The following is a 26,375-nucleotide window of genomic DNA, read 5'->3' on the forward strand; positions in this document are numbered from 1 at the left end:
CGGGCGCGCCGCCGCTGGGCGGGGGCCACCAGGGCGGCTACCGGGGCTGACCGATCGGTTCCGGCCGGTCGGGCGGCTCGACGTCCCGGGGCGCCACGAACCCGAGCGCCCACCGCCCCACGCGGCGAAGCTCCGGTGTGGCGCCGGCGGCGAACTCCTGCGCGACGCGCCGGCTGGCCACCCGATCCGTGAGCATCAACTCGATGATCTCCGTCTGCAGGCCGTCCTGGTCATCGCCCAGGTCCCTCGCCGAGGCCCGGAGCAGCACCGGCAGCGCCGCCACTCCGTCGATGCCGGCCAGCACGGTCGCCACCAGGTCGCGGCCGTAGAAGTTGCCCGCGTCGAGAAACCGGTCCAGCGCCTCCCGCACGTGCGGCACCAGACTGGTGTCCCCGGACGCGGCCAGCGCCGTGACCACGGGTTCGACGTCGTCGTAGTCGTCCTCCAGATCCACGGCGTGCCGGACCACCGCCGTCAGCGCCGCCCTCGTGTCGGGCATCCGCCCACCATGCCACACCGGAGGGACCCGCGGCCGGCACCGGCCGCCGGTCCGGGCCTCTCCGGGGCTGCGGTCCGGCGCTCAGGTACCGGCGCCGAACTGCCGCACTCGGAGGACCCGCGCGGCCCGGCCCGTGCTGATCGGTGATCGCGTCATGGGCAGGCGCACCGTGAAGCGGGCTCCCCGCCCCGGTTGCCCCTCGGCCTCGATCGTGCCGTGGTGACTCGTGACCACCTCCTGGAGCAGGGCCAGCCCCAGGCCGAAGCGGCGGTCTCCGGAGCCCGGGCCGCGGTGGAACCGGTCGAAGATCCGGCGGGCGTCCGCCTGGTCGAAACCGTTCCCGGTGTCGGCGATCACGAGCTCGGCGACGGCGTCGGCGGCCCGGAGCGTCACGTCGATTCGGCCTCCTGCCGGGGTGTGGGCCAGCGCGTTCGCGAGCAGCTCGCCGACGACCCGGCGCAGGGCCGATTCGACGCCCGGCACGGGCAGGGGGTCGTCGGGAGCGTCCAGGGTGAGGGTGACCTGGCGTTCGGCGGCGCGTTCGGTCTCGGCGGCGACCGTCGTCCCGGTCAGCGAGGTGAGATCGACCGGCGGATCCGGCTTCCGGTCGGCGGGAGCGGCGGCGAGCCGGGCCGAGAGCAGCAGGTCGTCGACGATCTCGCCGAGGCGGCGGGTGGTACCGATCAGCCGTTCCAGGTCGTCCAGGTTCGTGGCGGTGCCGTTGCGCGCCCGCCGCGCGATCAGCTGGGCGCGGGTGTGCACCTGGGCGATCGGGGTTCGCAGTTCGTGGCTGGCGTCCGCGACGAAGCGGCGCTGCCGGGTCAGCGCCTCCGCGAGTGGTGCGACGGCCCGACGGCCGACGAGCAAACCGGTGAGCATGGCGGCGAGCAGTCCGACCGCGGCCGCGAGGCTGAACGCGAGCAGGAGGTGCCGGCGGTCGGAGAGCTGGAAGCGGGCGTCGAACACCGCCTGGACCACGTTGTCGCCGCGGGCCGCGGTGCGTACGTGGTAGGTCGTGCCGTTACGCGTGACGGTGGTGATCTCGGTGGTCCGGGTGGCCGCCACGGTGTCCAGCGCGTCGCTCAACGGGAAGCCCGGTGGCGGCGGGTTCAGGCCCGTGTACACGGTGGCGCCGTCGTACTGGAAGATCCAACTGCACGCGGGCGGACCGGCGATGGTCCCGTGTTCGGTGCCCCAGGTCAGCTCACGCTGGATCTGCGCCTCCTGGCTGTGGACCAGGACCGCGTACGAGATGCCGCCGGCCAACAGCAGCAGGCCGCCGATGGTCAGCCCGACGAGCAGGCCGATGCGTAGTCGGGCCCGCCGCACGATCGCCTGCTCGGCCGCCTCCATCAGAGCGTTCCGAGGCGGTAGCCGAGCCCGTGGACGGTGCGGACCACCGGGCGGCCGAGTTTGCGCCGCAGGTAGTAGACGTAGGTGTCCACGATCGACGCCCCGGCGGCTTCTTCGAAGACCTTACGGCGCAGCACGGCCCGTGGATGTACGGCGTTCGGCCGGGCCGCCAGCACCCGCAGCAGCTCGAACTCGCGGGTGGACAGCGCCACCCGGGTGCCGTCGGCCAGGATCGCGTCGCGCGGTCCCAGGTCCAGTAGCCCGGCGCCGATCCGCAGCACGTCGGTCGACTCGGGTGTGCGCCGGCACAGCGCCCGGACCCGGGCGCTCAGTTCGTCCAGGTCGAAGGGTTTGACCAGGTAGTCGTCGGCGCCCGCGTCCAGGCCGGCGATCCGGTCGTCGACCGTGCCGAGCGCGGTGAGCATCAGCGTCCGGGCCGGCACCGCCCGGGCGCGTAGCCGGGTGACCAGGTCGAGGCCGTCGAGTGCGGGCAGCATACGATCGATGACCATCACCTCGTAGGATCGGGTCAGCCCGAGATGCAGTCCCCGCTGGCCGTCGAAGGCCCGGTCGACGAGATAGCCTTCCTGGCCCAGCGTCTCGGTGAGCAGCTCCGTCAGGTCCGCGTCGTCCTCGACCAGCAGCAGCCGGTTCGATGTTCCACCCCGCATATGTTAACGATCTCATAGATAAAGATCGATGCAAGCCTCGGTAATTGTCTCTTCAACTATCTGAAACCGCCAGCGCCGGTACGGGTGCGGTATCGGGCCGGTGCGCCTCCCGGCGCTCGATCCAGCGCAGTGCCGGTGTCGTCATCAGCGTGGTGACCAGCGCGACCAGTACCAGCACGGTGAACAGCGACGGGTTCACGATGCCCGCCTCCAACCCGACGTTCAGCGCGATGAGCTGCATCAGGCCGCGGGCGTTCATCAGCGCGCCGACCCGCAGCGCGACCCCCGACGGCTCCCCGCGCAGCCGGGCCGCCGCCCAGCAGGCACCGAACTTGCCGACGATCGCCGCGGTCACGCAGGCCAGCGCGAACAGCAGCACCGGCAGGGAACTGAGCAGCCCGAACTCGGTACGCAGACCCGAGTACGTGAAGAACAACGGCAGGAAGAGCGTCGCGGCGACCGGGGTGAGCGTGTCCACCACCTTGTCGGTGTTCTCGGTGCGGGGCATCACCACGCCGACCGCGAACGCGCCGAAGACCGCGTACAGGCCGATCTCGTCGGTGTACCAGGCGACCAGGAAGAGCAGGGCGACCGTGCCGAGCAGCCGGGCCCGGTCGGTGAGCCCGCGGTGGGTCATCAGCGCCGAGGTGACAGCCCGCCCGCCGAACCAGAGCAGCAACCCGAAGAGCACCGCTCCCCCGGCGGTGACGAGCGCGGGACCGGCCCGCCCGGAGGCGAAGGCCAGGACCGCGGCCAGCATGATCCAGGCGGCCATGTCGTCGATCGCGCCACTGGCCAGGGAAAGGGTGCCGTGCCGGGTGCCGGCGTGCCCGTGCTCGGTGATGATCCGGGCCAGCATCGGGAACGCGGTGATGGCCAGGGCGACGCCGACGAACGCGGCCGACACCCCGAGTGAGGTCCCGTCGGCCCGGATCGGTACGGCGTCCGCGGTCACCAGGACCAGCAGCACGCCCAGCACGAGCGGCGCGGTGACCCCGGCCAGCGAGACCACTCCGGCGGTGCCGGCCAGCCCGGTGACCCGGTGGGCGCCGAACGCGTACCCGGCCTGGAACATGAACAGCACCAGGCCGACCTGACCCACCACGTAGAGGACCGGCAGCAGGGGGGCCGGGAACAGGGCGTTCTGCACGTCCGGCAGCAGGAGCCCGAGCAGCGACGGGCCGAGCAGCACGCCGGCGAGCATCTCGCTGACCACGGCGGGCTGGCCCGCCCTGCCGAGCAACCAGGCGACCCCTTTGCAAAAGAGCAGGATCACCGTGACCGCGATGAAGAACCGTGGTGCCAGCTCCGTAGGTGTCATCGGACCGCCTTCTCGAAGTAGTTGGTGCACAACCGCTGCCGGCGGGCGTCGACGACCATCCAGGTGCCGAACACCAACTGCCGGAGACTGCGCCCCACGTCGGCCCACCGGTCCCGCGACCGCATCGCGGCCAGCCGTAGCCGGCCCGGACCGGCGCATCCGACCGGGGTGAGGTATGCCGGTCCCCGGCTGGGCAGCGACCGGGTATGGGAGGCCGAGGAGGCCAGGGCGTACCGGCGCAGCACCTCGCGGGTCGCGGCGCGCAGCATCACCGGCGCGACGCCCCGGGCCGGGCAGGCCCGGTTCGCGGTGATCCCGTACGGGATGAAGTGCACGTCGCCGCGCTTGAGCGTCAGCCACCGGTCCGGGTCGAACCGGTCGTCCCCGGCGGCCCCTCCGCGCTGGAACGCCAGGTAGTTGAAGAGCAGCACCGTGCCGGCGGGCAGGCACACCCCGTTGGGCAGGGTGATCGGCGCCGACGTGATCCGGTGCGCGACGCCGAAGAGCGGATGCACCCGCAGCGTCTCGTCGATCACCCGGTCCAGCGCGTCGTCATCGTCGAGTCCGCGCTGCACCTCGGGGTGCGTGGCGAGGGCGAGCAGCACGTGCGCCATCGCCTCGGACATCTGCACGACGGCGGTGTTGAAGAAGGCGCCCTGCAGGTACCAGGCCGTCTCCTGGGCGGTGAACGGCGGCGGCAGCGTCACCGGGCAGGTCCCCGCCCGGATCCGGTCGTGCAGATACCGGGTGAGCCGGTCGCGCCGCCGCATGTGCCGCAGGCCGGTGCACTTCAGCCCGGTGACCACGTCGTCGGCGTTGGCGACGATCAACGCCCGGGCGTGCGGTGGGCACGCCTCGCCGAAGACGAGTTCGTAGTAGACCTCGGCCCAGACCGGCATCATCAGATCGCGCAGCCGCACGTGGCTGGTTCGGTCGGTCGGTAGCCGGTCGAGCACCCGCCGGGTGGCGGCGGTCGCGAGGTCGTCGCAGCGGTCGCGGCGTACCGCGAGCACCCGCCGGGTCGTGGCGGCCACCGTCCGGTAGCGCTCCCCCGGCTCCAGGTGCTCCTGGTGCATGTGCGGTCCGGGCGCCAGCCAGTACCAGAACAGGTCCGACAGCCCGGCCCCCCGGCTGCGGCCGTCCGCGGCCGGATCGGCGTACACCCGCGCGAAGTGCTCCATCCCGACCGTGGGGCCCGGCACCGGAACGCCCTCGGCGCCGTTGACGGTGACGAACACCCACTCCCGCAGCCGGACCACCGTCCGGGGCAGCCAGTGCGGGACGGTCCATGCCACGCCGATCCCGGCCAGGACGATCAGGACGCTCATCCGCATGCCACCGTCGCGACGAGGTCAGGGTGCAGGTCGGCCGGCCCGGTGGCGCCGGCCAGCGCCAGCGCCCGGTCGAGATCGGCGCGCAGCAGGTCGAGCACGTGGCGTACCCCGGCGGCGCCGCCCACCGCGAGCCCCCAGAGCACCGGGCGGCCGACCAGCACCGCGCTCGCGCCGAGCGCCAGCGCCACCAGGACGTCGGTGCCCCGGCGGACGCCGCCGTCGAGCAGCACCGGCAGCCGGCCGCCGACGGCCGCGACGACCGCGGGCAACGCGTCCAGGGTGGCGATCGCCCCGTCGAGCTGCCGACCGCCGTGGTTGGAGACCAGCAGACCGTCGACGCCGTACGAGACGGCCAGCGCCGCGTCGGCCGGATGGAGCACCCCCTTGAGCAGGATCGGCAGCGTGGTGACCTCGCGCAGCCAGGCGATCCGGGCCCAGTCGAGCCCGGCGTCCATCCCGATCTCGCGCACCCGGCCGCTCGCGTCGCGCATGTTCTCGCAGACCAGCCCGGGCGGCAGGTCGACGAACCGGTGCCGCAGGTCGCGTTCGCGCCGGCCGAACACCGGCGAGTCGACGGTGACGACCAGGGCGGTGCAGCCGGCGGCCTCGACCCGGCGTACCACCGAGGCGGTGAAGTCGAGGTCCGGTTGGAGGTAGAGCTGGAACCAGAGCGGGCCGCCGGCGGCGGCGATCTCCTCGACCGGCCGGGTGGCCGCCATGCTGACCACCATGATGGTGCCCGCCCCGGCGGCGGCGCGTGCGGTGGCCACCTCGCCCGCTGGGTGGGCCAGCCGGTGGAACGCGGTCGGCGCGATCAGCACCGGCATCGAGATCCGGCTGCCCAGCAGCGAGACCCGCAGGTCGCGCCGGCGCACGTCACGCAGCACGCGGGGCACCACGACGCGCCGGGTGAAGGCCGCCTCGTTGGCGCGGACCGTGCGTTCCTCGCCGGCCCCACCGGCGAAGAAGTCCCAGTGCGCCGGGTCCAGCCGGCGCCGCGCCCCGGCCGCCACCTCGGCCAGGTTCAACGCCGGGCGGTCCGGGCCGGTGTCGTCCAACGCCGGACCGTCCAACGCTGGACCGTCCAACGCTGGACCGTCCAACGCTGGACCGTCCAGCACTGGGCCGTCCAACGCTGGACCGTCCAGCACTGGGCCGTCCAACGCTGGGCCGTGCGGTGTTGCGCCGTTCGGTGGGCGCATCTCAGCCCTCGACACTGCGCAGGCAGCGGTCGAGGAACGCGACCAGCGGCGCGACATGGACCTCCGGACGGTCCCACCGGTTCTCCAGGTTCTCCGCCAGGTGGTGGGTGGCGAGGACCCGGCCGGCGGCGTAGTGGCGGACGACCGGGTGCAGGTAGGCGGCGTCGTGGGCCTGGCCCACCACGTCCTGGGCGACCCGGCTCACCGTGATGTCGAACGGATCCACCTGGTCGTGCTCGGGGCCGTACTCGAGGGTGACGACGAAGGCGTGCCCGTAGTCGTGGTCGGCGCTCCGCAGGCCGGTGCGGGTGAAGTACTCGACGGGCACCTCGTCGTGGTAGCGCGCGTCGGATCCGGCCACCGTGACCACGTCCCCGAGGAAGCCGAACTGCTGCCACAGCGCGGAGCTGCGGTTGACCCGCGCGATGATGGCGTCGGCGATCAGCTCCGGGGTGGCGTCCAGCTTCTCCGCCGGCCAGGGCGTGTCCCCGTACCGTCGCTCCAGGATCCGGTGCAGCGCCCGCACGGCGTACCGGAAACCGTGGATGAAGCCGCTGGTCGAGCGCTTGAAGTCCCGTTCCTGACTGAGCGTGCCCGCGAAGTGGAGCCCGGGCACGTTCACCGACTCCCACTCCGGGGTCTGCGCCGGAAAGCGGTCCCTGATCGTCAGCGCCGGCCGGCAGGTGTCGTCGAAGATCGACGCGTCGAAGGCGAACCCGGTGCAGGCCAGCACCCGGTCGTACCACAGCTCCTTGACCACCTCGTTGGCCCGGGAGAACGCAAACGTCACCCGGAAGCCGGCGCCGTCGCGCTCGATGCGCTTGACCTCGCCGTCCAGGATCGCGTTGGCCGACTTGAGCTGGTAGGTGTCCAGGAAGTTGTTGTTCACCGCGCGCAGGTGCCCCACGTAGTGGGTGCGCCACGCCATCCGCACCGGACCCGGCCCGGCGATGTGGATCAGCGTGGTGGTCTCCATGAGGTTGTCGGCGGTCTCGAACGCGGAGTTGCCCTTGCCGATGATCAGCACCTTCTGGTCGAGGTAGTCGCGCGGGTCGACGGACATCTCCGCGTACTGTTCGGCCAGTTCCAGCCCCGGGATCGGCGGCCGGTACGGCCTGGAGACCCCGGTGGCGACGATCAGCCGCCGCGCCCGGAACACCTCCTCCCCCGCGTGGACCTCGAACCGCCCGTCGGCCTTGCGCACCGAGGTGACCCGGGTGCCGTACCGGACCCGCGCCCCCGACTTCGCGGCGAAGTCCGCCAGGTAGCGGACCAGCACGTCGGCGTCGGGGAAATACCGCTCGGTGTAGCTGGTGAACCGCAGCGCCGGGTCGTCGCTGAGCAGCGAGTTCCAGTCCAGCCGCAGGTTCAGCTCCGGGTCGTCCGAGCCGGTGTGCGGCTTGTTGATGGAGATCAGCTGCCGGTGGCGGGGATGGGTGGCGAAGAACGCCCCCGGGATGTCCGCCTGTTCCAGGACCAGATAGTCGCGCGTGCCGTCGGCCTCCAGCAGGGCGGCCAGTTGCAGGCCGGCCGGCCCGGCCCCGACGATCAGGTAGTCAAGCGTCATGTGCGCCACCCTCAGGAAAGAGAAACGGAGAATTCCGCGATCACGTCGGCCGCGCGCCGCACGTCACCGTCCAGCGGCCGGTCCGGGTCGACCGGCGGTACGACCGCGGCCACCGCGGCCAGCGCCTCGGCGCAGCCGGCCGCGGTCGGCGTACGGGCGCCCACGTGGGCGGCCTGGCGCAGCCCCAGCGCCAGCGACCCGACGATGAGGTGCAGCAGCCGGGCCTGGTCCAGTGCCCGCAGCGCGGCCTGGGTGCCGAGCGGGACGACGTCCTGGTTGTGCAGGTTGGTCGGCACGCTCTGCATGCTCGCCGGCATGGTGTCCCGGCGGATCTCGGTGACCAGCGCGGTCGACGCCAGTTGCACCCCCTGCAACCCGTGCTGCTGTCCGGGGCCGGCGGCCAGCATCGGCGGCAGGCCGCCGTTGCGGTTCGGGTCCACGAGCAGATCCAGTTGCCGTTCGGCGAGGTTGCCGACCTGCGCCACGACCATCGACAGCACATCGGCGGCGAACGCGGCCGGCTGGCCGAAGAAGTTGCCGCCGTGCACCACGAGGTCGTCGTCGGGAAAGAACAGCGGGTTGTCGGTGACGCCGGCGAGGTCCGCCGCGATGACGGCGTCGACGTAGCGCAGCGCGTCCTCGGCGGCGCCGAGCAGTTGCGGCGCGCACCGCACGCTGTACGGCTCCTGCAACGGACGTTGCCCGGAGGCGACGAGCCCGGCGCTGACCCGGCGCATCCGTGCGCCGACGTCGATCGCGCCCGGATGGCCGTACGCGCGCAGCAGCCGGACGTCGAGGAACTGCGGGTCGCTGCCGAGCAGATCGGCGAGCAGGCAGGTGAGCACCTGGACGGCCCGGTGCGCGGCGCGGACCGCGTCCAGCGCCAGTGCCGCCGCCGCGGTGGTCAGCGAGGTGCCGTTGACCAGTGCGAGGGCGTCCCGGCCGTCCAGCGGCAGCGGTTCCAGGCCGGCCCGCCGCAGCGCCTCGGCGGCGGGCAGCCGTACCCCGTCCAGGTAGGCGTGGCCCCGGCCCCGCAACGCCTGGGCGGCGGCGCCCAGCGGGATCAGGTCACCGCTGGCACCGACCGAGCCGAGCCGGGGCACCGCCGGGACGAAGGTGGTCGCGAGCATCGCCGCGAGCGCGTCGATGACGTGCGGGGAGACCCCCGACGCGCCACGGGCCAGCGAGGCGGCCCGCAGCAGCAGGGTCGCCCGGACCACCTCCGGGTCGAGGTCGGGGCCCTGGCCCGCGCCCAGGTGGGCGAGCGTGTTGTCGGCCTGGTCACGCAGGTCGGCGCGGCCCGCGTACCCCACCAGGGCGCCGAAGCCGGTGGTGGCGCCGTACACCGCGCGGTTGCCGTCGAGGACCTCGGACAGGAAGGTACGGGCGGCCGCGACCCGGTCCCGGACCTGCGGGCCGACCACGACCTTGATCGGGTCCCGGGCGGCGCGGAGGTCGGCGAGCCGCGGCGGGACATCGAGGTCCACCTCTGTCGTCATGCGATCGCACCCTAGAGACGAATTCTCAGAACGCTCTGAGATCGGCTCGCTACGTTGCGCCGCATGACGCTCGACTATCTGATCATCGGAGCCGGACCTGCCGGGCTGCAGCTCGCTCACCTGCTCGAGCGCGACGGCCGCGACTACCTGGTGCTGGAGGCCGGCGCCGCACCGGGCACCTTCTTCACCAGCTATCCCCGACACCGGCAGCTGATCTCGATCAACAAGGTCTGGACCGGCTCCGACGACCCCGAGTTCAACCTGCGCTCGGACTGGAACTCGCTGCTCACCGACGACCCGGCGCTGCTGTTCAAGAACTACAGCCGGCGCTACTTCCCGGACGCCGCGGACCTGGTGCGCTACCTCGCCGACGTCGCCCAGGGCCTGTGGATCAGGTACGACACGCGGGTCACCCGGATCGCCCGTGACGGGGAGCTGTTCGCCGTGCACGCCGGCGACGACACCATCACCGCCCGCCGCGTGGTCGTCGCCACGGGCGTGTCCCAGCTGTACGTGCCGCCGATCGAGGGCGCCGACCTCGCCGAACGGTACGACACCGTCAGCGTCGACCCGGCGGACTTCACCAACCAGCGCGTCCTCATCATCGGCAAGGGCAACTCGGCCTTCGAGACGGCGGACGCGCTCGTCGAGACGGCCGCCGTCATCCACGTGGCCGGCCCGCACTCGATCAAGCTGGCGTGGCAGTCGCACTACGTCGGGCACCTGCGCGCGGTGAACAACAACTTCCTCGACACGTACCAGCTCAAGTCGCAGAACGCGGTCCTCGACGGCACCGTCGAGCGGATCGTCCGGCGCGACGACGGCGGCTACCGGATCGACTTCCGGTACGCCCGGACCGTCGAGGCGATCCGGCGGATCGACTACGACCGGGTCATCCTCTGCACCGGGTTCCGGTTCGACGCGAGCATCTTCGACCCGTCCGCCCGGCCACGGCTGGTCATCGACGACCGCTTCCCGGAGCAGACCTCGGCGTACGAGTCGGTGAACGTGCCCGGCCTCTACTTCGCCGGCACCCTCACCCAGCAGCGCGACTTCAAGCGCTCGACGAACGGGTTCATCCACGGCTTCCGGTACGGCGTGCGGGCCCTGCACCGGATCCTCAACGCCCGCCACCACGACACGCCGTGGCCGGCCACGCCGCTGGAGGCCACCCCGGAGGCGATCGCCGACGCGGTCATCGCCCGGATCAACCGCACCTCGGCGCTGTGGCAGCAGTTCGCCGTCCTCGGCGACGTGGTGGTCGTCTCCGGCGACACCGCCCGCTACCACGAGGAGGTGCCGGTGGCGTACCTGCACGACGGCGGCCTGGGCCCGGAGCCGTTCGCGTTCGTCATCACCCTGGAGTACGGGCCGGACCACGACCAGGTCGACCCCTTCGACATCACGGTGCCCCGGATCGCCGAGAACGACGCCGCGCACGCCCACGACGCCAGCTACCTGCACCCGGTCGTCCGGGTCCACCGTGGTGGGAAGGTCGTCGCGGCGCACCACCTCGCGGAGAACCTGGAGAACCACTGGAACCTGCCGGACGTGCACCACCAGCCGCTCGTGCTCTTCGTCAAGGGCGTCCTCTCCGATGCCGGCTGAGATCTGGCCGCAGCCCGTGCTGGACCTGCTCGCGACCGGTGACGACCGGCCGGCCTTCGAGGACGGCGACCGGACCCTCAGCACCGCCGAGTTGTCCCGGCTGGTCCGCCGCATCGCCGCCGGGCTGCGGGCCGCCGGGGCCGGCCCCGGCGTCGGCGTGGCCCTGCGGCTCGGCGTCACCGCGGAGGCGTTCGCGGCGATCATCGCGGCGTTCGCGGTCGGCGCCCGGGTCTCCGGGATCCGCCCGGACCTGACGCCGGCCCACCGCACCTGGCAACTCGGCGGGAACACCCTGCTGGTCGACGACGCCCGGGCCGCCGAGCTGGCGCGCACCCCCGACGACGGGCGGGCGCTGATCGCCGCCGGGCACCCGGACGACGTCGCCCGGATCATCTGGACCAGCGGCAGCACCGGCACTCCGAAGGGCTGCGCGCAGACGTACGCGGCGATCAGCGCGGCCTGGGCGCCGTACCCGGATCGCTGGCCGCCGGCGATCGCCGACCTCGCCACCCGACTCCGGCGTTATCTCGTCTTCGGCTCGCTGAGCAGCCAGGTCATGCTGGAGTACGGCATCCTCACCCTGGCCGCCGGCGGCACCCTGGTGGCGGCCCGGCCGCCGGGCTTCCCCGGCATGATCGCCCGGCACCGCGCGACCGCGAGTGTGATCACCGTGGGCAAGCTGTACCAGCTCGTGCGCGACCAGCGCACCGATCCGGTCGACCTGAGCAGCCTGCGCGCCCTGCTGGTCTCCGGTAGCCCGCTGCCACCGGGCCGGCTCGCCGAGGCGCTCGACGTGCTCGGTCCCGTCGTCTTCCACGGCTACGGCCAGACCGAGACCGGCATGATCACCATGCTGACGCCGGCCGAGATGCTGGCGTCCCCGGCCACGCTCGCCTCGGTCGGTCGCCCGCCCCCGGTGACCGACCTGTGCATCCGGGACGCCGACGGCCGCCCCGCCACCGAGGGCGAACTCTTCGTGCGGACACCGGCGCAGGCCGCCGCCTACTGGGGCGATCCGGTCGAGACCGCCGACGTCTTCGTGGACGGCTGGGTCCGCACCCGTGACCTGGCCCGGCGGGACAGCGACGGCTACCTGCACCTGCTCGGCCGGGTCCGGGACGTCATCATCGTGCACGCCAACCTGGTGTACGCCGGCCCGATCGAGCGGATTCTCGCCGCCGACCCCACGGTCGCCGAGGCCTACGTCGTCGGCCGGCCCGACGAGGTCACCGGGGAAGCGGTGCACGCCTACGTGGTGCCGGCCGCCGGATGCGTGCCGGATGCGGGACGCCTGCGCGCCCTGGTGGCGGAGGCGCTGGGGGCACCGTCGGCGCCGCGGACGATCCAGTGGATCGACCGGGTGCCGGTGGGGCCGAGCGGTAAGCCGGACAAGCGTGCCCTGGCACGCATGGCGATCAGGTGATCGCGGCCAGGACGAGCTTCCAACTCGCCCGTGGGGTCAGTGGCCGGCCCGCGGCGAGGTTTCCGGTTCCCGCAGCCGGCCGGCTGTCACCAGGTGGGCGTCGACTGACTTGGGCATCAACAACCCGTTGGTGGACGCCTCGACGGCCGACAGCGGCGGCAGCTCCAGTCGGTAGTCACGAGCCAGCACCCGGGTGGCGATGGTCAGCTGGACTGTCGCCAGCAGGTAGCCCGGGCAGAACCGTGGGCCCGCTCCGAAAGGCAGGTAGGCATGACGCGCATGCGGTTGCTCGGCCCCCAACCAGCGGTCCGGGTCGAACCGCTCCGGCTCGGGCCAGAAGCGCGGGTCGCGGTGCAGAAGGTAGGGGCAGAGCAGAATTCGACTCCGCGACCGATGTCGTGACCGCCGATGACGACCGGCTCTGCCGTGGTTCGGGTGATGAGCCACTGCGGCGGGTGCAGGCGTAGCGTTTCCTTGATGACCGCGCCGAGGTACCGGTCCTCGGCATCGGTTTCGGCGGCGATGGCCGCCGCGAGCTCGGGACGCTCGGCCAACCGGAGCGCAATCCAGGCCTGCGCCGCGCCGGGCACCCCGTGCGAGGCGAACATGACGCTCCGTAGGACGGATACGGCGCGGCGCACGTCGGCCTCGGTCTTGATGCCGGCGGTCAGCCCGTCCACCAGGTCCCGAGGCTGCTCCGGTCGGGCCAGCGGCAGGCGGCGCCGGACGAGGTCCTCAAGGAGGTCGAGGAGCCGGTGGTTGGCCCGCACCGCTTCACGGGCGTGCGGGCGCGGCCACCAACCGACCCGGCCCTCATGGCTGACGAGGGCATGCAGAGCCGCGCCGAAGAGACTGTCCGCGGCCCCAGCCAGTGTCTCGAGCCGACCTGGGTCCTCATCGGCTCCGGCACAGAAGTCGGTTAACGCCCGGCCGAGCAGCCGACGACACGTTTCGGCCAGGTCAAAGCTTGAACCGGCCAACCCGGACAACTCATCGGCGATTCGCGCACTGAACCGCTCGGCATGCAGGTGGGTGATCTGGTCGGCGACGTTGTGCCAGATGTCGCGGCGGACCGCCATCCACTCAGCCACCTGTGCCTCGTGGGCCAGCCGCTCACGTCGACCTGCGCGCAGTCCACTGTCCACGGCGTAAGCGCCGTTGGTCTGGGCCAGTACCTGGTGCACGAGTTCTGGATCGTGCACCGCAACCGCAGTGGAGGACAGGCGAACGACGTCACCATACCGATCCCGATTTCGGGCCAACCAGCCGAGGCGGTCGTGCTGATAGGCCGTCACGTCGCCGATCAGCCATTGCCCAGGTGGACCGGGAATTGTGCGCACCAATTGTCGTCTCCTGCCTGTGAGCGGTGGCGGCGGTATGCCGCCACCGCTCACCCGGGCATCGGGATCAGCGGCAGATCCTCGGGATGTAGAGGTAGGCGCCGCTCACCCTCGCCTTACGTAGGCGACGTCCCACGGCCCGGATGTACGTAGCCATACTGGCCTCCATTCCTGCTTTCCTTATTAGTTGATCGAATCCTATCTATTGCTATGTCCCATGACAAGAGCCTGGGATGAGAATTGTGTCGAGGGTCCAGGTCGGCTCTCATGAAGACCGGGACCACGGCCGTCGAGCCCGCCGACCACTGGTGGCGACAGCTCTCGAACGCTCAGGAATGCCAGTTTGACGCCGGCCTGAAAGCGCGTCTCGACCTCGAATAGTTCGAGCAGCTCGCTGACGCGCCGGCTGAACGTTCTCGGGGAACAGTTCAGGCGATGACTCGCGGTGACGTCGGTCGCTCCGCTCAGCAATGCGACGACGACCGGCCGGAGATAGTCCGGTAGCATCGAAATATGTAGGTGCCGAGCATCCTCGTTCATAGCGAAAATCGAGTTCGTGACGTACGACGTGTTGCCCAGGAGCATGGACGGCGGCCTCCCCGCGAATTAGCTCCGCTCTCATCAACTGCGAACTTGCATCCGACGCCGAAAGGCGGTGTCATGCAGACGGTGAACCCGCTGAGGTGCGCCTGAGGGGCAACACCTTGAACGCGGGTGCCGCCAGCGCCGGTCCGCCGGGACGACGAATCCGCCGAGTGCGGCGGGGAGCATTTACCGCAGACCGGCGCAGGAACATGCCCTCATGCAACTCCCCCCGAAATGTCAAGCGGCTCGAATGCGACTCCGAAACTATCAGCAGGGGAGTTATGAGTGTCAACGCGAATGCGGAAGATGGGCGCTGAATGTACTCACAATGTGCGGAGACGTCCGCGGGTTCGGATTCGATGACGACCGCATAACTGTGCAGGCCGGGGCGGATTTTCCGCCGCGTTTCACACGCCCGCAGCGCTGCCGGCGCAGGTGCGCCGCAGCCGCATCACCCTTCGCGGTTTTCTCGTCACCACTCGTGAGCCCTCGTGCGCCTAAAGCGCAGTTCCGGACCGCCGTCAAAAGGAGCGAACGGGATTCTGAATATCAACCGACGCTCGCCGGCCAGGGCTCGCACTCGCCTCGGCCGGCCACTGCGGCCGTACCTGGTAAAGCGGACGGGCCGCCGGTCCAAACCCATGCCGATCATCCCGGCTGGTCGAGGCGGCGTCCGCGGGCAGTCCAGCGGCGGTTTCCGGCCCGGTCGCAGCTTCGAGGGCGCCGGACGAACACCCCCTGCCCTCCGCCCACCGGCCATCACCTTCCACCCTGATCGATGAGAGCGGCCTGACCGAGAGTCCTAAAGAATCGACGGCTTTCACGATCAACGCTCCGGGACCGGGCACTAGCCTCGATGATCGCCACTTCCGTACTGGTGAGGGCTTCGAATCTGCGAGGGTGACGGGAGGTTCGCGGACCGTGGGACTCGCGGTCAGCCTGCTGGGGCCGGTGACCCTGCACGTCGACGGCGTCCGCGCCGCCCTCCCGGCCGGACGGCCCCTACTTCTCCTCGCCGCGTTGCTCATGGGACGCGGGAGAAGGGTCTCCACCGATCGTCTGCTGACCGCCCTGTGGGAGAGTCCACCCCCGTCGGCGCAGGTCAACCTGCGGACCTACGCGACCCGCCTGCGGGCCGCCCTGGGGCCGTACCGAAACCGGCTGACCTGGGTGAACAACGGTTACGCGCTGTCCCTCCAGCCTGGCGAGTTGGATCTCGACCAGTTCGACGACGACGTCCGGCAGGCCCTCGAGGCGTGGCGTGCGGGACATCCCGATCAGGCGGCCGACCTGCTCGGCGCCGGGTTGGGCCGGTGGCACGGTGAAGCCGCCGAAGGGCTCCCCCGGTACGGCCTGCTCGGCAGCAGCCTCGACGCGCTCGACGAGAGCCGGTGGGCGGCGGTCGAGCGATACGCCGCCGCGTGTGTCGAGGGGCACCGGCACGCCGAGGCGGTTGGTGCCCTACGCGCCCTGGTGAGCGACCAGCCGGCCCGTGAGTCGGCCTGGGAGGCGCTGGTCAACGCGCTCGTCGAGTCGGGCGACCGGGCCGCCGCCTTGGCGGCGCTGTCCGCGGCCGACACCGCGCTGCGGACGAAGGACAACCGAGGGCTGGGACGGGTTCTCCGGTCCTTCCAACGGGAACTGCTCGAAGGACCCCGGGGCGCTGAGCGTCGCAGGACTTCCGGCCAACATCTCGGCTCCGCCGAGGAGACCCCCTCGACACTCCCACCGCCCGTTGCGCTGGTCGGTCGCGAAGCCCTGCTGGCCCGGGCCGGGGCCATCCTCACGTCAACCGGCGCGATCGTGCTGCACGGACCCGCCGGGGTGGGCAAGTCGGCGCTCGCCCGCGCGATCGCCAGCCAGCTCGCTGCGGCGTCTCCCGGCGGTCAGCTCTACCTCGACTTCTACGGCAGTAGTCCCGGCCTCACCCCGATGACGGTCGAGGAGGCGATCTCCGGTCTGCTCCGGATGCTCGGCGGTGCCGCCTCCGGCTCCACTCTGGGCGCGGAGGCCACCGAACTCCGGGCGCGGCTCAGCACCCGCCGGGTGCTGGTGGTGCTGGACAACGTGATCGAGGCCGCGCAGGTCCGGCGGCTGCTGTCCGTCCTCGGCAACGCCACCGTGGTCGTGACGAGCCGGGCGGCACTGCCGACGTTGGACATCGCGCACCTGGCCGTCGGGGAGCTGGACCCGGCTGATTCGGTCCGGCTGCTCGCCCGGCACGTCGGCAGTGACCGCCTCGACCGGTCGCCCGGAGACGCCGAGACCCTGGCGGCGATGTGTGGTCACCTCCCGCTGGCACTGCGGATCGTCGGCGCCCGCCTCTCCGGCCGTCCGGAGTGGACGCTCGCCGACATGGTCAGCCGACTCACCGACGAGCAGCACCGCCTCGACGAGCTGAGCTGTGACGACCTGGCCGTGCGGGCGAGTCTCGCGGTGACCTGCGACATCCTCGCCGAACGAACCGGTGGGCACGAGGCCCTGGAACTGTTCAGCCGCTGGGGCAGGGTGCGACTTCCCACGCTCGGCGTCGAACTGGCCAGCGTACTGACGGGTGCGTCCGCGCGTCAGGCCCGGACGCTGCTGGACCGGCTCGCGGACGCCGGACTCATCGAGGCGTACGGCACGGACCGGTACGGGCTACACGATCTCGTGCGGATCTACGCCATGGAGCGCGGCCGTCGCGACCCTGAGGGCGAGCAGGCCGCCACCCACGCGAGCCGCTGCTATTTCCTGGCCACCGCACGACGCGCCAGGGACCAGATCCGGCCCGTCACCAACCGGCCGCCCGACAGGTTCGTCGAGGCACGTCCCACGGTGACCTTCGCGGCTCAGGGCGAGGCCCTGCGGTGGTTGGAGACCGAGCGCGAGAACCTGGTCGCCGCGGCGCGGCGCGCGGCGCGCGACGAAACACCGGAGGGAGACGAGTTCGCGGTACGCCTGTGCATGGAGCTCTACCCGTTCCTTCCCATGCGGGGGTACTACCACGACATGCGGGAGGTGACGGAGTGCGCGCTCCGGTGCGCCCGGCGACTGGGCAGCCGGCCGGACGAGTCGCTGTCGCTGACCTATCTCGCCATGGCCCAGTCCCGGCTCGGTGACACCGAACAGGCGGCCGACAACCTCCGCCTCGCGCTCGCCCTGAATGAGGCCGACGGGGACACCCAGGCGGTGGCGGTGACCCTGGACCACCTCGGGCTCATGCTGGGCGCCGCCAACCGGTACGAGGAAGCCCAGGCGGCGTTCAGGCGAGCGCTGCAGATGCACCGTCAGCGCGACGATCGCCAGCGGATGGGCATCACGTTGAACAATCTGGCCGACGTCCTGCTGCATCTCGGTCAGCCCGAACCCGCGCTCGTGCACCTGCGGGAGAGCCTGCGGCTGCGCGAAGAGTCCGGTGACGATTTCGGCCTCGCGGTCACCATGCTGACCATGGGTCAGGCCTACGCCCATGACGGTCGGTACCAGCAGGCGTACCCCTGGCTCGAGAGGGCGCTGGCCGCTCTACGGGCCACCGGTAACCGCGAGGCGGAGCGGCGGGTACTCATCGTGCGGGCGGAGGTCCAGCACACCACGGGTCGACTGGATGCCGCGCGCGACAGCCTTCACCTCGCGCTCGCCATCTCGCAACAGTTCGGTGATGTCGCCGGCGCCGGAGAGGTTCGCCGCAGGCTGGCCGAACTTGACGACGTACGGCAGACCGCTGGTTCCCGCTGACGGGAACGAGCCGGCGCCTGCGTGGGCTCCACGAACCCGGGCTGGACGGTCACCCGGTCTGCCGGAAGTGTGCCAGGGCTGCTCGGGCCAGGAGGACGGTGCCGAAGGCCAAGCCGAACAACAGGCCCAGGTACATCAGGACCGGTCTGGCCGAGAGCGTGCCGTTGAAGGCGGCTCGGCTCAGTTCGACCGCCCAGTTGACCGGATTGGCGGCAACCGCCGTCGCCACCCAGCCCGGCACGAGTCCTCGTGGCATGAACGCGGTGGAGAGAAAGGTCATCGGCATGATGACGAAGTTCACCACCGCGATCAGCGACTCCTCGCGCCGGACGAGCAGGGCCACCGCGTTGGACAGTGCGGCGATCGCCGCGGCGATCGCCGCCAGGGCGAGCACCACGACGAGCACCCCGACAAGCCCGCCGCGGAATGTGACCCCGAGTCCGTAACCGATGGCGACCAGGATCGCCGTCGGCACCACGCCGCTGACGATCTGCTGCAGGAGCGGCCCGATGATCAGCGATGCGGGCCTGGCGGGCGAGGCCAGCATGCGGTCGAGGGTGCCGCGCTCCATGTCGGCCAGCAGTGACATGCCGCTCCACCCGGCGGTCAGGAGGACCGTCATGACGATCAGCCCGGGCAGGAAGAACTGCGCGTAGTTGCTCTCGCCGAAGCCGGGGATCGTGGCGATCCGGTTGAACGTGGCGCTGAACAGCAGCAGCCAGAGGAACGGCTGGACCAGGTTGATGGCGATCAGCCACGGCTGTCGAAAGGAGTGCAGGATGTGGCGCCTCGCCACGTACGCAGACTGGCCGATCAGTTCGCTCATGGCTGGCTCCGTTCCGGTACGAGTGCCTCGCGCTGCTGTGCCGCCGCCAGCCGGCGTCCGGTGTGTTTGAGATAGACATCGTCGAGCGTCGGCTGCGAGACCGTCACCGAGGTCACGTGCAGCCCTGCCTGGCTGAGCCGGTCCAGTACCGCCGGCACGGCGGCGCCGCCGGCCTCGGCACGGGCATGAAGCAGGCGCCCGTCCACCTTCACGTCCGTGACCTCGCCGACACCGGAGAGCAGGCCGCTCGCCCGCATGGCGACGTCGTCGGTGGCCAGCTCGACGACCAGCGTGTCGCCACGAAGCTGCTGTTTCAGCGACGACGGGCTGCCGCAGGTGACGATGCGCCCCTTGTCGACGATGGCCACTTCGCTGGCGAGCGTGTCGGCTTCCTCAAGGTAATGAGTGGTCAGCAGGATCGTCAGACCCTCAGCGTTGACCAGCTTGGCCAGATCGTCCCAGAGCTGCAACCGGATCTCCGGATCGAGCCCGGTGGTCGGCTCGTCGAGGAAGAGGACCTTGGGGCGGTGCACGATGCTCATCGCGATATCCACCCGCCGCTTCATGCCGCCCGAACACAGTCCCACCGGCCGTCCCGCCGCGTCCGACAGCCCGACCCGGGCAATCGCCTCGTCGGCGCGGGCGGCCAACTCACGGCCCTTGATGCCGTACATCCGGCCCTGGAGCAGCACGTTTTCGCGGACCGTCGCGGTCGGCGCGGCGCTGATCTTCTGGCCGACCAGACCGATCAGCCCGCGCACCTTGCCCGGCTGCCGGCCGACGTCATACCCGGCCACGACCGCGGATCCGGAGTCCTGGCGCGAAAGGGTGCTGAGGATCCGCACCGCCGTGGACTTGCCCGCGCCGTTCGGTCCGAGCAGCCCGAACACCGTCCCCTCCCGTACCGAGAAGGTGAGCCCGTCCAGTGCCCGGACGTTTCTCGGGTAGGTCTTCACCAGGTCGTTTACCTGAATCGAGTCGCCGGACATTCGGCCTCGTCTCCCAATCGATCGCGCCACAGAACCGGGTCTAGGGTCTGCCGTTCGCCGCAAGGGCCTCGGCGAGGGACGGCACCGGGGTCGCTCGCCGTCCTGCGGCTCTCGGCTGCCCGCCCACTGCCGCCTGCCGGACGCTCATCCGGGTTCGCCGTCCATCTGCAGCCGGAGGCTGCGCGGACGCATGTCGGTCCACACCTCGGTGATGTACTCGAGACACTCCTGCTTGCGACCGGTTTTGCCGACCGCCGACCAGCCCGTCGGCGCCGGACGATCGGCTGGCCAGATCGAGTACTGGTCCTCGTCGTTGACGACGACGTGGAGCAGGTGGTCTTCGTCATCGAACATTCTCGGCTCCTTTTCGATAGCGCTGGCTGTCGACGCAGGTCACCCGGAACTCGGCGGTGTAGCGGCGGCCATCGGCGTCCCGAAGCCACAGCTGCTCTGGCCCGGGCAGCATCTCCGAAACCGTCACCCAGCCGGCGGGATTCGTTTCCCTGCCGCGGCGTAGCTTTGCCCAGAGCGCATCCACCAGCGTCACGTCGGAGAGGTCGACGTAGATCGGCTTCGCCTCACCGGCGATCACCCAGAACGCCACATCCGGCAGGCCGTGGCTCGACGCGAGCCGGCGCACGTGCGCCACCGTCCGGTCCAGCTTGGCCCCGTGGAGATCGGGAAACCCGGCCAGCGGCACCTGCCAGCGTTCGCGCGACACCACGAGGCGGTCGATCTGCACGCGCGGGTGATGTGCCGCCGCTTCGAGGAAACCGAACCTGCTGTACGCGGACAGCGCCAGGTAATCGTCGAGGACCTCGGCGAGGTCCGCCCGGAAATCGTCCACCATGGACCGGACCACCAGCCGGCCGTTCTCGTCGTGTACCCGTAACCCGCCCACCGCGACGACCTTCGCCCGACGCGGCGCGTAGGAGGGCTCGGTCGCGACGCCCAGGTAGGTGTAGTGCGGTGCGTGATAGGCCTCGGGGGGAGCAGTCCGGGAATTGACCATCCCGTCGGTGGTCGGGTACAGCGGCACGATCCGCTCCGGCATGTCGGAGTCGATCCACCGCCGCAGCGCGGGCTGGTCGGGGTGGGCGGAGAAGAAGCAGAGCTGGTCGACGCAGTTGATCGTGGGATGCAACTCGCCCAGGACGGCCAGGAAGCGACCTTCCTGCAGGTCCTCGACGCTGGCGGCGGCGTACATCAGGTCCGGGCCGTGCCATCGCGCGGAGGGCCAGCCCGGCGCGGCGGCCGGAAACGCCGCCACCACCTTGTCGCGCAGGTCCGCTGAGCGATGCACGACGACGTCGGATCCCGTCCCCGGCGACAGCAGTTCGGTCCACTTCCGGCGCAGCTCGGCGGTGGCCGCGCCGACCAGCCCGGCGGCGCCGTCGCGGATGCTGGACGCCAGTCCGGTCAGCAGCTTCGCCAACGGATAACCGTCCGGGTGGGGCTCGCGCGCGAGCGTCTCGCGGCATGCGGCATGGTAGCGACGCGCGATCTCGACCGAGTACCACCTGGCGCTGAGCAGGATCAGCTCCAACGCCGGCCCCACCTCTGCCAGCAGGTCGGTGCCGAGCGCGGGCGCGAAGTCCGACGGGCAGTCCTCGTACGCGACGGACCGGCCCGCGTAGAACTCACCATCGCGTCGGCGCCATGACGCCGCCGCGACCTCGGTGAACCGGTGGTGAAGCACGTCGAGTCGCGCCGCCACCGCCGCCGGGTCGCCCAGCGCGCCACGTACGTCGTCCAACGCGGAGACCAGGCTTGCCAGGTCGCGCTCGGCCCTCTCCCGCCTGATCGGGTCGGCGACCCGGGCGAGCTGGCTGGCGAGGTGTCGCTCCGGATGCCGTGCCTGCGGGATGAAGAACCCTTGGGTGAGGACGCCCATCGCGCGCAGCACCTTGACCTCGCGGGCGATCGTGTCCGCGCCGCCGAACTCGGCACACGCCGCCGCGACGTCCGTCACGGTCTGGAACCCGTCGACGTTCTCCAGGATCCGCCGCTGCAACGGGGACAGCCGCAGGAAGGAGCCGTTGGCCAGGTGGACCCCTTCTGGCGCGACGGCGACGGCGGCGCACCGGTGCGGCACGGTCCATTCGTCGAGCGCGTACCGCTCCGCGAGCGCCTCACCGAGCGCCTGGATCGCCCACATCTCGAAGAACAGCTGGCCCCGCTGCGGCGAGGTCAGGTCACCAATCTTGGTTTCTCCGTCGTGCCAGTTTCCCCAGGCGACCGGGCCGAAGAAGCCGATCGAGTCGTTCTTCGCGCAGTACCGGGCGCGGTAGCTGGCGAGCGTCCGGCCCAGGTCGCGCGCTGTCTTCCCGCCGGCCTCGCCGGCCCGCCGGGCTCGTTTGCCGACCAGCGGGTGCTGCCAGGCCAGCGCTTCGAGGAACGGCCCCCGCCGGATGGTCTCCGGATCACTGACCCAGTCGAACGGCAGTCCGGCGGAGCGGACGCAGACCGACCTCCAGAGGGAGAACTCCCCGCCGCCGATGGGGACCAGGTGATCTGGGGTCATACCTCGTCGGCAATCTCGTACACCCTGGTCAGCGTCTTCAGGCAGAGGTCGTACGACCGCTTGGCGGACCCGGCGGGGGCGACACCGATCTCGTCCACGCCGCACCGGCGGTACCCGCTGATCCGCTGTGCCACCTCATCCTCGGTGAACGCGCCAAGTGCCCGGATCATCCCGTCGTCCGCCATGTTCGCGCCGATCGAGGCCGCAAACCCGCTCCGTTCGAAGAGCGACCGATAGGTCGCCACGCGCAGGTACGCGGCCAGCGTGCGGGCGAAGAGGTCCCGGTCGGCCTCGGGTGCTCCGGTCACGCCGGCGTGCATCATCGCGACGATCTTGAAGCCGTCCGGGCGCCCTCCCCGCCTGGCCCATCCACGTCTCAAGGCGGGCATCGCGTGCTGGGTCAGGTAGTCCGTCGTACACATCCAGAGGATCACGCCGTCGGCGAGCTCACCGGCGAGCTCCAGCATCTTCGGCCCGAATGTCCCCAGGTAGACCGGGAGGTCCTCGCGGCGCTCGCCGATGTAGGCGGCATGACCGCTGTACCACGTGCCGTCGAAGTTCACATCGCCGTCGTGGATCATCGAGGTCACCACGGTGAGGTACTCCCGGGTCGCCGCCAGGGCCGGAGCCGGCTGTCCGCCGACCATCCAGTCCCCCACACCGCGGTGCCCGAGCCCGAGCCCGAGCCCGACCCGCCCGCCGGAGATGGCGTCGGCGGTCAATGCCGACTGTGCCATCACGACCGGCGGCCGGGAGTACATCGGCAGCACCGCGGACGCGAGCGTCACCCGCTTGGTGTGCACCGACAACGCCGCGAGAACTGTCGCGACATCGAGCTGGTTCGGCAGCTGCGGAAGCCAGATGGAGTCCATGCCGATGTCCTCGGCGTGACCGACGATCCCGAGCAGTGCCGACGGCGGAATTCCGCCGCTGTCGACGACGGCGCCGACGCGAATCCGATCAGCCGGCATTCGTGGCCGCCCCCATCGCCTCGAGGGCACGCCGCGCCTCGTCCTCGGAGAGCGTCGACACCTTCTCGATCAGCGCCGCCTCGATCGCGGAGGCGAGCATACGCACGTTGCGGGAATCGAACAGCAGCGCCGCCGAGACGTCGACCGAGAACCGGTGGCTGATCCGAGCCACCAGCTGGACCGCGAACAGCGAGTTGCCGCCCAGGTCGAAGAAGTCGTCATCGACACCGATCCGCTCCACGCCCACGGTCTCGGACCAGAGCTCGGCGAGAATCCGCTCGATGTCGCTGTCCGGCGCGACGTACGGGGTGGTCAGAGTTCGCGGGGCACCGACTGTCCCCGACTGTGCGGTCAACTGCTCGGTGACCGCCTCGCGGTTGACCTTCGACGTACGACGCAACCGGACGTCCAGGCCTTCCGGGCACCAGATGACCTGTGGTCCCGCGCCCGAGCCGAGGATGACGCGCAACGCCTCCTCGCCCTGCTGCGGAAGGACCTCGTCGAGCGCGTCGTCGATGTTCGATTCGGCTCTCACGCTCCCCGGCAGGTGCTCCGGCATGCGGAAGAGCATGAAGCGGTCCACCGCCACGAGTTCGTTCCCGTCGGCGTCGACAACGGAGACGTCCGTGCTGCTCACCTCGCCCCGGGTGTCATCCAGATGCCGGATGACGCTGTGTACGCGCCCGACCAGTGGCCCTCGGATCGACACGCGACCGTAGCTGAACGGCAGGTACTGGCCGGTGCCGTGGATGATCTGACCGAGGCCGATGGCGCAGTCGAGTACCGCCGGGTGGAGGTAGTAGGAATCCTCGTCGGCGCGGAAGCGATCGCCGAGTTCCACCGTGACGAGTTCCGTCGCGTCTGCGGAGCGGACGCTCCGGATTCCGCCCCATCGTGGGCCGAACGTCAGCGGGCCGTCCCAGTCCGCCGCATCGAGGACGTCAACCTCTTGCGATGTCCCGCGCAGCTGCGACAGGTCCCGCTTGACGGGCTCGCTGGCAGCCGGGAGGCCGACCCGCCCCTTTGCGTACTCGTTGCCGTCCTGCGCCCGGATCACCGCGTCGAAGCTGCCGTCGTCGTTGCGGCGCATGGCCAGGTGGCAGCGCAGGCCGGGGTGAGCCACCAGGGGCTGCACCAGCGTCAGGCCGGTGATCTCCGCGTTCTCACTACCGGTCAGCTCGGCGAACGCGGCGCGGATCAGCTCGATGATGCCGGTTCCCGGCATGGTCGGAACGCCGTTCAACCTGTGCTCGGCGAGCACCCAGAGGGAATGCGACAGGTTGATGCCGAACTCCGTGGTGACGGCGTCGATCTCGGACTTGCCCTGCAGCATCGGATGCCGGACCGCGGTGCGCGGCGCGTCCTCCAGCTGGCCACCGCCGGCGATGTGGTCGAACACCGCCGGCGCCAGGATCTCGCTGGCCATGCCGACCTCGGCGAAGGGCGGCCAGTTGATCGAGACGGTGTGCTGCCCACGCGCCCAGCGGGACTGGGCGAAGGCGTCCAGGACGCAGTTCGCCCCGACGTAGTCGCCGAGCCCGAAGTCGGCGGAGAGAACCGCGATCGACGAGTACAGCACCATCAGGGGCGGGTGGAAGATCTCCTCGAGCAGGTAGGTGCCCTGCACCTTCGGCGCGAGCACCGCGGCCGCGTCCTGGTGGGATCGGGTCTCCAGCATTCCTCCGCCCGCGACCGCGGCGAGATGGAAGACGCCGTCGACCGCACCGAACTCGGCCTGAACCCGCTCGTTCACCGCGCGCATCACGTCGGCATCGGTGACGTCGGCGGCCAGCACCAGCACCTGGCCGCCAGCGGCCTCGATCTCGCGGATCGACCGGATGCGGCGGGCCTGCGGGCTGTCGGGTGTGGTGGACAGGATCTCCGCCCACTGCTCTCGATCCGGCAACCCGCTGCGACCGAGCAGCACCAGCTTCGCCTGGACCTGCGCGGCGAGCTGGCGCGCCAGCACCAGGCCGAGGCCGCCGAGGCCGCCGGTCAGGAGGTAGACACCGCCTGGCCGGAGCAGGACCGGCACTCCGTCCGGCGCCTTCAGCGGGGTCGACGCGTACGACCAGGTCCAGCGCTTGCGTCCGCGATAGGCGACCTGCTGGTCGGTGACCCCGGCGGTGATCTCGGCGAACAGTTGACCCGCGACCCGCTCCACGGCGAGGTCCGCGCCGAAGTCGATGCTGCGGCAGCCGATCGACTCGAGTTCCTTCGGCGCCAGCTTCACCAGGCCGAGCAGGGCGGACTTAGCCGGCTCGATCAGGCCGTCGCCGATGACGTCCTGCATCTGGCTGGACACGAAGACGATCTCGACCGGCGTTCCAGGGAGCTGCCGCGCGGTCTCCTGGAGCATGGTCAGGCCGCTGTGGTAGCCGTCTCGGAGCCACCCGCTCGCGTAATCCGCCTCGGTCACCCCGGCGGGCCGCTCGCCGAGGCAGAGCCCGTGCACCAGAGTCACCGTTCCGTGCTCCCGCAGATCACGAGCGGAGATGGCGGTGATCAGCTCGTCCTCGGTGGCGGCGACGATCACTCTGGCGCCGTCCGCCGCGGCGAGTTCGGCGAGCCTGGACAGCACCGCGTCGCCGGGGCGGGCGAGCACGATCCAGACTCCGGACGCCGAGCCGGCGGCCGGCGGGACGCTCTCCAGCCACACCGGTGCGGTGTAGGCGCCGACCTGCACCGGCGTTCCCGCTGTCCCGCCTTCCGCCGCGGCCTCTTCGGGAGCGTCGGGTTCGATCCAGTGGCGGCGGCGCTGGTACGGGTATTCCGGCAGCGGGACAAGGCTGCGTTGCTCGTCGCCCCAGAACTGCGACCAGTCGACCTCGACGCCCTCCGCCCAGGCCCGGCCCACCGCGTTCAGCAGGACCTCCGCATCGGACTGCCGCTGCTTCGCGTGCCGCATCGTCGGCACGGCAACGGCCGCGCGGTCATGTGCGGCGA

At 71.0% G+C, this 26,375-nt stretch carries 17 protein-coding genes and 1 pseudogene; 3 read left to right on the plus strand and 15 right to left on the minus strand.

Annotation, left to right across the window (positions count from 1 at the left end; translation table 11 throughout):
• Positions 1 to 37 precede the first annotated feature (37 nt).
• The 8 genes from LQ51_RS15745 to LQ51_RS15780 all read right to left on the minus strand — a co-directional run bounded on the left by LQ51_RS15745 (position 38) and on the right by LQ51_RS15780 (position 9,446).
• Complete coding sequence (locus LQ51_RS15745) at positions 38 to 499, minus strand: hypothetical protein (RefSeq protein WP_052744888.1); 462 nt, start codon at positions 497 to 499, stop codon at positions 38 to 40.
• Positions 500 to 580: 81 nt separating this feature from the next.
• Positions 581 to 1,852: a sensor histidine kinase gene (locus LQ51_RS15750; RefSeq protein ID WP_046566491.1), complete on the minus strand. Its 1,272-nt coding sequence runs from the start codon at positions 1,850 to 1,852 to the stop codon at positions 581 to 583.
• Positions 1,852 to 2,523 carry a response regulator transcription factor gene (locus tag LQ51_RS15755; RefSeq protein WP_156313094.1) on the minus strand — a complete coding sequence of 224 codons (672 nt, stop codon included), beginning with the start codon at positions 2,521 to 2,523 and terminating at the stop codon, positions 1,852 to 1,854. Before LQ51_RS15755 ends, LQ51_RS15750 begins: the two co-directional genes overlap by 1 nt.
• 52 nt (positions 2,524 to 2,575) lie before the next feature.
• A complete protein-coding gene (locus LQ51_RS15760) occupies positions 2,576 to 3,844 on the minus strand; it encodes a cation:proton antiporter (RefSeq protein ID WP_046566493.1) in 1,269 nt (422 codons plus the stop codon).
• On the minus strand, positions 3,841 to 5,172 hold the full coding sequence (locus tag LQ51_RS15765) for a cytochrome P450 (RefSeq protein WP_197087762.1): 1,332 nt from the start codon (positions 5,170 to 5,172) through the stop codon (positions 3,841 to 3,843). Before LQ51_RS15765 ends, LQ51_RS15760 begins: the two co-directional genes overlap by 4 nt.
• Positions 5,169 to 6,266, minus strand: coding sequence for an alpha-hydroxy acid oxidase (locus tag LQ51_RS15770; RefSeq protein ID WP_231605757.1), 1,098 nt, complete (start codon positions 6,264 to 6,266; stop codon positions 5,169 to 5,171). Before LQ51_RS15770 ends, LQ51_RS15765 begins: the two co-directional genes overlap by 4 nt.
• Positions 6,267 to 6,381: 115 nt before the next feature.
• Positions 6,382 to 7,947, minus strand: a complete 1,566-nt coding sequence (locus tag LQ51_RS15775) for an FAD-dependent oxidoreductase (protein ID WP_046566644.1) — start codon at positions 7,945 to 7,947, stop codon at positions 6,382 to 6,384.
• Between the two features lie 11 nt (positions 7,948 to 7,958).
• Positions 7,959 to 9,446 (minus strand): aromatic amino acid ammonia-lyase, encoded by a 1,488-nt coding sequence (locus tag LQ51_RS15780; protein WP_046566495.1) that lies wholly within the window; start codon positions 9,444 to 9,446, stop codon positions 7,959 to 7,961.
• Between the two features lie 63 nt (positions 9,447 to 9,509).
• Here LQ51_RS15780 and LQ51_RS15785 point away from each other — a divergent pair, with 63 nt between their 5' ends.
• Together LQ51_RS15785 and LQ51_RS15790 are read left to right on the plus strand one after the other, a co-directional pair.
• On the plus strand, positions 9,510 to 11,054 hold the full coding sequence (locus LQ51_RS15785; RefSeq protein ID WP_046566497.1) for an NAD(P)-binding domain-containing protein: 1,545 nt from the start codon (positions 9,510 to 9,512) through the stop codon (positions 11,052 to 11,054).
• Positions 11,044 to 12,477 carry a class I adenylate-forming enzyme family protein gene (locus LQ51_RS15790; RefSeq protein ID WP_046566498.1) on the plus strand — a complete coding sequence of 478 codons (1,434 nt, stop codon included), beginning with the start codon at positions 11,044 to 11,046 and terminating at the stop codon, positions 12,475 to 12,477. Before LQ51_RS15785 ends, LQ51_RS15790 begins: the two co-directional genes overlap by 11 nt.
• A 36-nt stretch (positions 12,478 to 12,513) precedes the next feature.
• On the opposite strand, the pseudogene LQ51_RS33960 reads toward LQ51_RS15790, so the two are convergent.
• Positions 12,514 to 13,871, minus strand: a pseudogene (locus LQ51_RS33960) (cytochrome P450).
• A gap of 1,452 nt (positions 13,872 to 15,323) precedes the next feature.
• On the opposite strand from LQ51_RS33960, the gene LQ51_RS15800 reads away from it, so the two are divergent.
• The gene (locus LQ51_RS15800) at positions 15,324 to 18,119 is read left to right on the plus strand and encodes an AfsR/SARP family transcriptional regulator (protein ID WP_046566502.1); all 2,796 of its coding nucleotides are present in this window, start codon (positions 15,324 to 15,326) and stop codon (positions 18,117 to 18,119) included.
• A 49-nt stretch (positions 18,120 to 18,168) separates the two neighbouring features.
• Here the strand turns inward: LQ51_RS15800 and LQ51_RS15805 are convergent, their stop codons facing one another.
• From LQ51_RS15805 to LQ51_RS34545, 6 genes are all read right to left on the minus strand, one after another.
• Positions 18,169 to 18,945 carry an ABC transporter permease gene (locus LQ51_RS15805; protein WP_046566504.1) on the minus strand — a complete coding sequence of 259 codons (777 nt, stop codon included), beginning with the start codon at positions 18,943 to 18,945 and terminating at the stop codon, positions 18,169 to 18,171.
• The gene (locus tag LQ51_RS15810; protein WP_046566505.1) at positions 18,942 to 19,934 is read right to left on the minus strand and encodes an ATP-binding cassette domain-containing protein; all 993 of its coding nucleotides are present in this window, start codon (positions 19,932 to 19,934) and stop codon (positions 18,942 to 18,944) included. The genes LQ51_RS15805 and LQ51_RS15810 overlap by 4 nt, the downstream gene beginning before the upstream one ends.
• Positions 19,935 to 20,078: 144 nt before the next feature.
• A complete protein-coding gene (locus LQ51_RS15815) occupies positions 20,079 to 20,288 on the minus strand; it encodes an MbtH family protein (RefSeq protein WP_046566507.1) in 210 nt (69 codons plus the stop codon).
• A complete protein-coding gene (locus LQ51_RS15820; protein ID WP_046566509.1) occupies positions 20,278 to 22,458 on the minus strand; it encodes a lantibiotic dehydratase in 2,181 nt (726 codons plus the stop codon). Before LQ51_RS15820 ends, LQ51_RS15815 begins: the two co-directional genes overlap by 11 nt.
• Positions 22,455 to 23,429 carry an LLM class flavin-dependent oxidoreductase gene (locus tag LQ51_RS15825; protein WP_046566511.1) on the minus strand — a complete coding sequence of 325 codons (975 nt, stop codon included), beginning with the start codon at positions 23,427 to 23,429 and terminating at the stop codon, positions 22,455 to 22,457. The genes LQ51_RS15820 and LQ51_RS15825 overlap by 4 nt, the downstream gene beginning before the upstream one ends.
• On the minus strand, positions 23,419 to 26,337 hold the full coding sequence (locus LQ51_RS34545; protein WP_369799862.1) for an SDR family oxidoreductase: 2,919 nt from the start codon (positions 26,335 to 26,337) through the stop codon (positions 23,419 to 23,421). Before LQ51_RS34545 ends, LQ51_RS15825 begins: the two co-directional genes overlap by 11 nt.
• Between the last annotated feature and the right edge of the window lie 38 nt (positions 26,338 to 26,375).

Origin of the sequence: Micromonospora sp. HK10 (genome assembly GCF_000982955.1) — a bacterium.
Classification (GTDB): Bacteria; Actinomycetota; Actinomycetes; order Mycobacteriales; family Micromonosporaceae; genus Micromonospora.

Bases quoted from the DNA above. Each gene is read 5' to 3' on its own strand.
- LQ51_RS15760 (WP_046566493.1), bottom strand. From the start codon at position 3,844: ATGACACCTACGGAGCTGGCACCACGGTTCTTCATCGCGGTCACGGTG.
- LQ51_RS15780 (WP_046566495.1), bottom strand. From the start codon at position 9,446: ATGACGACAGAGGTGGACCTCGATGTCCCGCCGCGGCTCGCCGACCTC.
- LQ51_RS15810 (WP_046566505.1), bottom strand. From the start codon at position 19,934: ATGTCCGGCGACTCGATTCAGGTAAACGACCTGGTGAAGACCTACCCG.
- LQ51_RS15775 (WP_046566644.1), bottom strand. From the start codon at position 7,947: ATGACGCTTGACTACCTGATCGTCGGGGCCGGGCCGGCCGGCCTGCAA.
- LQ51_RS15785 (WP_046566497.1), top strand. From the start codon at position 9,510: ATGACGCTCGACTATCTGATCATCGGAGCCGGACCTGCCGGGCTGCAG.
- LQ51_RS15790 (WP_046566498.1), top strand. From the start codon at position 11,044: ATGCCGGCTGAGATCTGGCCGCAGCCCGTGCTGGACCTGCTCGCGACC.
- LQ51_RS15765 (WP_197087762.1), bottom strand. From the start codon at position 5,172: ATGAGCGTCCTGATCGTCCTGGCCGGGATCGGCGTGGCATGGACCGTC.
- LQ51_RS15815 (WP_046566507.1), bottom strand. From the start codon at position 20,288: ATGTTCGATGACGAAGACCACCTGCTCCACGTCGTCGTCAACGACGAG.
- LQ51_RS15750 (WP_046566491.1), bottom strand. From the start codon at position 1,852: ATGGAGGCGGCCGAGCAGGCGATCGTGCGGCGGGCCCGACTACGCATC.
- LQ51_RS15755 (WP_156313094.1), bottom strand. From the start codon at position 2,523: ATGCGGGGTGGAACATCGAACCGGCTGCTGCTGGTCGAGGACGACGCG.
- LQ51_RS34545 (WP_369799862.1), bottom strand. From the start codon at position 26,337: ATGCGGCACGCGAAGCAGCGGCAGTCCGATGCGGAGGTCCTGCTGAAC.
- LQ51_RS15745 (WP_052744888.1), bottom strand. From the start codon at position 499: ATGCCCGACACGAGGGCGGCGCTGACGGCGGTGGTCCGGCACGCCGTG.
- LQ51_RS15825 (WP_046566511.1), bottom strand. From the start codon at position 23,429: ATGCCGGCTGATCGGATTCGCGTCGGCGCCGTCGTCGACAGCGGCGGA.
- LQ51_RS15820 (WP_046566509.1), bottom strand. From the start codon at position 22,458: ATGACCCCAGATCACCTGGTCCCCATCGGCGGCGGGGAGTTCTCCCTC.
- LQ51_RS15805 (WP_046566504.1), bottom strand. From the start codon at position 18,945: ATGAGCGAACTGATCGGCCAGTCTGCGTACGTGGCGAGGCGCCACATC.